Origin of the sequence: Mesorhizobium sp. M2A.F.Ca.ET.037.01.1.1 (assembly GCF_003998075.1) — a bacterium.
GTDB lineage: Bacteria > Pseudomonadota > Alphaproteobacteria > Rhizobiales > Rhizobiaceae > Mesorhizobium.
In genome coordinates this window covers 1-2442 of record NZ_RZSA01000962.1, presented here as the reverse complement: position 1 = coordinate 2442, position 2442 = coordinate 1, and the positions used below count along the sequence as shown (strand labels likewise).

Sequence of the window (2442 nt, the reverse complement as noted above, 5' to 3'; positions counted from 1 at the left end):
GGCGTAGCGTTCGAGCTCTTCGTCAGTGAGGGCGGCATCGGTCATGGCTGGACTTTATCGATGGCGCAGAGCCTTGTCAGTAAGCGCAAGGCAAACCTTGTGGTCCACATGACGAGGAAAAGGTTTCGCACGACGCAAGGCAACGCCTGGTGGCACAGCGCCGAAATAGCTTCTTCACGGGCTAGCCGGTCGGCTCGACGCTGCCATGATCGACCGTCAGGAACTGCGCCCGGCCTTCAAGGCTCGAGAACAGGGCGGCATCCGTGCCCGTCATGAAGGCTTGGCAGTTGAGCTCCTCGAGGATCGAGAACAGCGCCGCGCGCCGGCCTGCATCGAGATGCGCGGCGATCTCGTCCAGCAGCAGGATCGGCGTCAGGCCCGACATCTCGCCGGTCAGCCTGGCATGCGACAGCACGATGCCGACCAGCAGCGCCTTCTGCTCGCCGGTCGAGCACAGTTCCGCCGGCATCGACTTGGGCCGATGCCGCACCACCAGGTCGGAGCGGTGCGGGCCGTCCAGCGTCCGGCCGGCGGCGCGGTCGCGCTCCCGGCCATTGGCGAGTGCCGCGCGATAGCGTTCCTCGACATCGACCGCAGGCGCGCTGCCGAGCGCGCTTTCAAGATCGCCGGCGAGGCTGATATCGGCCTGCGGAAACGGCCCGCTGCCGGGCAATCTGTCGATCATGGCGGCAAGCAGCCGCACCAACTCGGCCCGCGCCGCGGCGATCGCCACGCCGGTTTCGGCCATCTGCGTCTCGATCGCGTCGAACCAGGCGTCGTCGCGGGAGCCTTCTGTAAGCAGGCGGTTACGGCCGCGCATGGCTTTCTCATAGTCGAGCGCGCGCTGGCCATGGCCGGGGTCGATCGCCAGCACCAGCCGGTCGAGGAAGCGGCGGCGGTCCGCCGCCGGCCCGGGAAACAGGCCGTCCATCGCCGGCGTCAGCCAGACGACCCGCAGCCATTCGAGCATATCCTCGGCCGATCGCGCCGGCGCGCCGTTGATCCGCACCTTCCTGCCGCCTTCGCCGGCGGTGTCGCCGCCGGAAATGCCGGTGCCGATCTCGACCTGGCCCTCCGGCCCCTCGATGCGCGCATGCAAGGCGAAGCCACCGTCGCCGCCTTCGCGCGCCACATCCGCATAGGGCGCGCGGCGCAGGCCCCGGCCAGGCGTCAGGAACGAGATCGCTTCCAGGAGATTGGTCTTGCCGGCACCATTGTCGCCGGACAGCACCACCGCGCCAGGGGCAAGTTCCAGCGAAAGCGCCGCATAGTTGCGGAAATTCGTAAGCGTTAACTTACTTATGTAGCTTTGCTGCCGAAGCTGTTTCGCATCCGCGGTCACGGCGACACATCAGGTCCGCTAAGCAATTCCAGGAAAAGTGCACTGCGGTTTTCCGTCCGGAATTGCGACAGACAAAAGCGCAATTCCAGGAAAAGTGCACTGCGGTTTTCCGTCGGGAATTGCGACAGACAAAAGCGCAATTCCAGGAAAAGTGCACTGCGGGTTTCCGTCCGGAATTGCGTCGACAAAGAGACCTAGACCCGCATCGGCATCAGCACATAGAGCGCGGTTTCGTCGGCCATGTCATGGATCAGCGTCGGCGAGCCGGCGTCGGCCAGCATGAACTTGGCCTCCGACCCGGTGAGCTGGGCCGCGACGTCGAGCAGGTACTTGGCGTTGAAGCCGATCTCGATCGGATCCGACGAATAGTCGGCCGCCAGTTCCTCGGTGGCACTGCCCGAATCCGGATTGTTGACCGCGAGCGTGAGCTGGCCGTCATTGATCGACAGCTTCACGGCCCGGCCGCGTTCGGAGGAAATGGTCGAGACGCGATCGACCGCGGCGGCGAAGCTCTGGCGATCGATGATCAGCTTCTTGTCGTTGCCGGTCGGGATCACGCGCTGGTAGTCGGGGAAGGTGCCGTCGATCAGCTTCGATGTCAAAACGACGCTGCCGATGGTGAAGCGGATCTTGGTGTCAGACAGTTCCGTCGTCACCGCGACATCGGGGTCGTCGACCAGCTTCTGCAGCTCGCTCACCGTCTTGCGCGGAATGATGATGCCCGGCATGCCTTCTGAACCTGCCGGCGCGTCGATCTCGGCGCGCGCCAGGCGATGTCCGTCGGTCGCCACCGAGCGCAGCTTCAGCTTGCCGCCGACTTCGACGGCGTGCAGGTAGATGCCGTTGAGGTAGTAGCGCGTTTCCTCGGTCGAGATGGCGAACTGGGTCTTGTCGATCAGCCCCTTCAGCGCCGCCGATTCCAGCCGGAAGATATGCGAGAACGAGCCGGCCGAAAGCTCCGGGAAGTCGGATTGCGGCAGGCACTGCAGGCGGAAGCTGGAACGGCCGGAGGTGACGGTCATCGCGTTGCCGTCCTCGTCCGTCTTCAGCATCACCTCTGCGCCATCGGAAAGCTTGCGCACGATGTCGTAGAGCAGATG

The 2442-nt window shown here is 64.9% G+C and carries 2 protein-coding genes; both read right to left on the bottom strand.

Annotated elements, in window-relative coordinates:
- Positions 1-181 precede the first annotated feature (181 nt).
- Positions 182-1342, bottom strand: coding sequence for a DNA replication/repair protein RecF (recF, locus tag EOA27_RS31955; RefSeq protein ID WP_126079390.1), 1161 nt, complete (start codon positions 1340-1342; stop codon positions 182-184).
- A gap of 194 nt (positions 1343-1536) precedes the next feature.
- On the bottom strand, positions 1537-2442 hold a 906-nt coding region (gene dnaN / locus EOA27_RS31945), incomplete at its 5' end, for a DNA polymerase III subunit beta (RefSeq protein ID WP_127258183.1).